Source organism: Candidatus Cyrtobacter comes (genome assembly GCF_034470605.1).
GTDB classification, from domain to species: Bacteria; Pseudomonadota; Alphaproteobacteria; order Rickettsiales; family Midichloriaceae; genus Cyrtobacter; species Cyrtobacter comes.
In genome coordinates this window covers 1-4,590 of the sequence record NZ_JARGYT010000096.1, presented here as the reverse complement: position 1 = coordinate 4,590, position 4,590 = coordinate 1, and the positions used below count along the sequence as shown (strand labels likewise).

4 protein-coding genes are annotated in these 4,590 nt (G+C 36.1%); 3 read left to right on the top strand and 1 reads right to left on the bottom strand.

Annotation, left to right across the window (positions count from 1 at the left end; genetic code table 11):
- Positions 1-86: 86 nt before the first annotated feature.
- Complete coding sequence (locus Cyrtocomes_RS05420) at positions 87-368, bottom strand: hypothetical protein (protein WP_322498173.1); 282 nt, start codon at positions 366-368, stop codon at positions 87-89.
- A 289-nt stretch (positions 369-657) separates the two neighbouring features.
- On the opposite strand from Cyrtocomes_RS05420, the gene acnA reads away from it, so the two are divergent.
- From acnA to Cyrtocomes_RS05405, 3 genes are all read left to right on the top strand, one after another.
- Positions 658-3,288 carry an aconitate hydratase AcnA gene (acnA, locus tag Cyrtocomes_RS05415; protein ID WP_322498172.1) on the top strand — a complete coding sequence of 877 codons (2,631 nt, stop codon included), beginning with the start codon at positions 658-660 and terminating at the stop codon, positions 3,286-3,288.
- 125 nt (positions 3,289-3,413) lie between these two features.
- Positions 3,414-3,857, top strand: a complete 444-nt coding sequence (gene dut / locus Cyrtocomes_RS05410) for a dUTP diphosphatase (RefSeq protein ID WP_322498171.1) — start codon at positions 3,414-3,416, stop codon at positions 3,855-3,857.
- A gap of 3 nt (positions 3,858-3,860) precedes the next feature.
- Positions 3,861-4,502, top strand: coding sequence for a 7-carboxy-7-deazaguanine synthase QueE (locus tag Cyrtocomes_RS05405; RefSeq protein ID WP_322498170.1), 642 nt, complete (start codon positions 3,861-3,863; stop codon positions 4,500-4,502).
- Positions 4,503-4,590: the final 88 nt, after the last annotated feature.

The following is a 4,590-nucleotide window of genomic DNA, read 5'->3' as shown; positions in this document are numbered from 1 at the left end:
CGCTAAACTCAAAGAAAATCGACGCTTAGCATTACGATTTGAGAAATCCGATCTCTCTTTCCTTGCCTTTATAGCTTTAGCATCTATTAAATACAACCTTTGTTAACAGTGCCTAATAGATCGGCTTTTTTAATAACCAACTTATTGCTACGTGAATTTAAAAAATCGTCACAATTTTTTATAACTCTTGCCATAGTTGCTAGCCGCGCAATATTACTGATAGTATAATTCAACTCTATCTTATAACCAGCTTCATTAAATATTCTATCTAATCTGCTTAATTCTGATGATATCGATGCTAGTTGCATCACAGCTTCAATAAGCTCTTTGATACTATCTTGAAGATCAATTTTTAAATTTTCTTTCATCGCAATAATATAAAAAATAGCTCTGGCTACTTATTAAAAGTAACTCCTAATCATATTCAGTATTATCTAAAGATTTTAGATGGCAATTATTATACTTAAAGTTAATAAAGTTATGTTTGTATTAGCTTATTGAAAAAATATTACCCTAAGGGGTAGGCTAAACAGATTCAATTCCACAACTATAGGTTTGGTGATTAAACAATACTATACATAATTTAAAAGCTGTATTGAATTAGATAATAATACTAATAATATCATTTATGTATGTTGTGGAGATCTTAATTGGCAAATGATTAATATATTTAATAGTAAAAGCACTTATCTTAAGGAGCTTATTATAGGGGTTGAGACTTATCACTTATTTGATATAAAAAGTGCATGCTCTGATCTTGGTGTGCAATTAGATAAAATGCCGTATTCTGCAAGAGTATTGCTAGAAAATTTGCTCAGGCATCAAGGCGGTGCATCAGATATACAGAACTTTGTGGATTATATATCAATGAAGACTGAAAAAGAATACGATATATTATTCTACCCTGCTAGAGTATTGATGCAGGATTTTACTGGTGTTCCTGCAGTTGTAGATCTTGCTAGCATGCGTGATGCTGCTTACAAAAAAGGAAAAGATCCTAAAAAGATTAATCCCTTAATACCTGTTGATCTTGTTATAGATCATTCGGTTAAGGTTGGAAAGAGCGCAACATCCGATGCACTTTCTTATAACATAAAGATAGAAATGGATGAAAATATCGAGAGATATAAATTTCTGAAATGGGGGCAAAATTCTTTTGAAAATTTTAGGGTTGTTCCGCCTGGAACTGGTATATGTCACCAAGTTAATCTTGAGCATCTTTCTGATGTTATAAGCACTAGATCTGTGGATGGGGTATCATACATTTTTCCAGATACACTCGTAGGTACAGATAGCCATACAACAATGGTAAATGCGTTATCGATTTTAGGTTGGGGAGTTGGTGGAATAGAGGCAGAAGCGGCAATGCTTGGAATACCTATATCAATGCTTGCCCCTGCCGTAGTAGGTGTTAAGCTTATAGGCAAACTGCAAGAAGGAGTAACTGCAACTGATCTTGTGCTTGTAGTTACAAATGAATTACGCTCTAAGGGAGTTGTAGGTAAATTCGTTGAGTTTTATGGTGCTGGTATTAAAGAATTAACATTGGCAGATAGGGCCACTATATCAAATATGGCGCCTGAATATGGTGCTACATGTGGATTTTTCCCTATAGATAGAGAGACAATAAAATACCTTGAGCAAACAGCACGAAAAGAGCGAGCTGTGATTGTGGAGAAATATGCTAAGGAGCAGCATTTATGGTATGATGAAAGTCAAAGTCCTGTTTTTCATACAACTTTTACAATTGATCTTTCTTCAATAGTGCCTAGTATGGCTGGCCCTAAACGTCCTCAGGATCGTGTGGAGCTTTCAGGTGTTTCTCAAAATTTTGTAGATGCGCTTCCGGCATTAAGCAAGGATCATTCTAATATTGGAAAATCTTTTACAGTTGATGGGGTAGGGGGGATAAAAAATGGCTCTGTGGTTATAGCCGCCATTACAAGCTGTACTAATACATCTAACCCGTTTGCTATGATAGGTGCTGGATTGATTGCAAAAAAAGCCGTAGAGGCTGGACTGAATACAAAGAAATGGGTGAAAACTTCTCTTGCGCCAGGATCTCAGGTTGTTACTGAATATTTGAAAAAGTCAGGGCTTGAAAAATATCTAGATTCCTTAGGGTTTCAAACAGTAGGTTATGGCTGCACAACGTGCATAGGTAATTCTGGGCCTCTTGATCCTAAGATAGAGGATGTAATATCAAAAAATAAGATGGTCGTTTGTTCTGTGCTCTCTGGAAACAGGAACTTTGAAGGCCGTGTTCATTCACTAGTTAGAGCGAACTATCTTGCATCACCAATGCTATGTGTTGCATATGCATTAGTTGGAGAGATAGATATTGATTTTGAAAAAACCCCTATTGGTAGTAATGAAAAAGGTGATGTATATCTAAAAGATATATGGCCTTCTAATAAAGAAATTAATGATACTATTGCCAGCTCCATAACTTCTGAAATGTTTAAGGAAAAATATAATAATGTGTTTGATGGAACTGAGGATTGGAAAAAAATAAATACTACACAAAGCACGAGGTATAGCTGGGATGAAAGCAGTACATATGTGAAGAAGCCACCATTTTTTGATAATGATGTTAATATTTCAGATATCAAAAATGCAAGGATACTAGCAATCCTTGGTGATAGTATTACAACAGATCATATAAGTCCTGCTGGCTCAATACCTAAGAATTCTCCAGCTGGGGAATATCTTATTGATCATGGTATTAATGTTGGAGATTTTAATTCATATGGTGCAAGAAGAGGTAACCATGAGGTAATGATGAGGGGCACGTTTGCAAACGTACGTCTTTTGAATGAACTTGCTGATGGAAAAGAGGGTGGTTATACAAAGCACTATGATTCTGGAGAAATTGTTAGCATATTTGAGGCTTCAGAACGATATAGAAAAAGTGGTGTCCCGCTTATTATTATTGCTGGTAAGGAATACGGAACCGGCTCTTCAAGGGATTGGGCAGCAAAGGGTACTATGCTATTAGGTGTTAAAGCTGTTATTGCAGAAAGCTTTGAAAGGATACACAGATCTAATTTGATCGGCATGGGGGTTGTTCCATTGCAATTCCAGGGCAAGATGAACATAAATGGTGAGGACTTTGTAGATATAATTGGGCTTGCAACCCTTAAACCTAAGGGGTTTGTTAAATGTATGTTCTTAAGAGATGGTAAGATAATTGAAGAGGCGCAGTTGCTTTGCAGAATAGATACAGATATGGAGCTTGAATATTTCAAAAGTGGTGGGATACTGAATTATGTACTTGGAGGTATATAGCTTGTAGGTCTTATTAAATTGTAATTAAAGAAGTATGTGAAGATGAGGTAGGCTTACAATTCTGCTTGTAATAAGGGGCTTTTTTGCTTATCTTGCCAGGGCAAGTGATATATTCTTAGTGCCAAATGTTTTTAGATGTAAAAAGATTAAGTAATCTACGGGATCTACCACTGCCTTCATATGCCACTCTCTACAGTGCTGGTATGGATTTAATGGCAGCTATAGATCAAGGGGTAGTGATTAAAAGTATGGAAAGAAAGTTGATTCCAACTGGAATAGCAATTTCTATACCGGAGGGGTACGAAGTTCAGATAAGGCCAAGATCTGGTCTTGCTATCAAGCATGGTATTACTTTAGTCAATGCTCCGGGCACAGTAGATGCTGATTATAGGGGTGAGATCTTTGTGCCACTTATAAACCTTGGTGGAGATGATTTTACTGTTGAAAGAGGCATGAGGATTGCGCAACTTATTCTAAATAAATTTGAAACAGTAAATTGGAATATGGTTGAAGAGCTTAATGAAACAGTAAGGGGTGTGGGTGGATTTGGATCAACGGGTATAAAATAACTAATGTTTGGTAATAATATAAAACTGAAACCAGAAAGTGGTGACGGTTCTAGCCTAAAGGTTCATTCTATTTTTCATACTATACAAGGAGAAGGTCCATTTGCTGGTAGGCCTGCAACGTTTATCAGGCTTTCTGGCTGCAACCTTGCATGTAATTTTTGTGATACAGAGTTTGATTCTTATGAAGTGTTAGATGTAGATCTAATAGCAACTAGAGTTTTAGCTCACGAGGGGCTTGTTGTTATCACTGGAGGGGAGCCTTTTAGGCAAACGCTTGGTCCATTGTGTAAGCTATTAACATCATATAAAAAGGATGTGCAGATAGAGACGAATGGTACTTTATACAATGAAATTGATAACAAGGTAACAATAGTATGTTCACCCAAGAATGTTTCTGGTATGTATTCCAGAATTAGAGAAGATATCTTGGTGAGGGCAACTGCTATCAAGTTTTTAATATCTGCTTATGATAAGAGATATAATGATATTCATGAAGTAGGGCAGAGTGATTATAATATTCCGGTATATGTTCAGCCGATGGATGAGTATGATGATGAAAAGAACAAAGCTAATATGCTGAAAGCGATTGAGATAGCTAAATCTTATAATGTTATATTAGGCACTGTTAACAAAGGTTGTATTTAATAGATGCTAAAGCTATAAAGGCAAGGAAAGAGAGATCGGATTTCTCAAATCGTAATGCTAAGCGTCGATTTTCTTTGAGTTTAGCGAA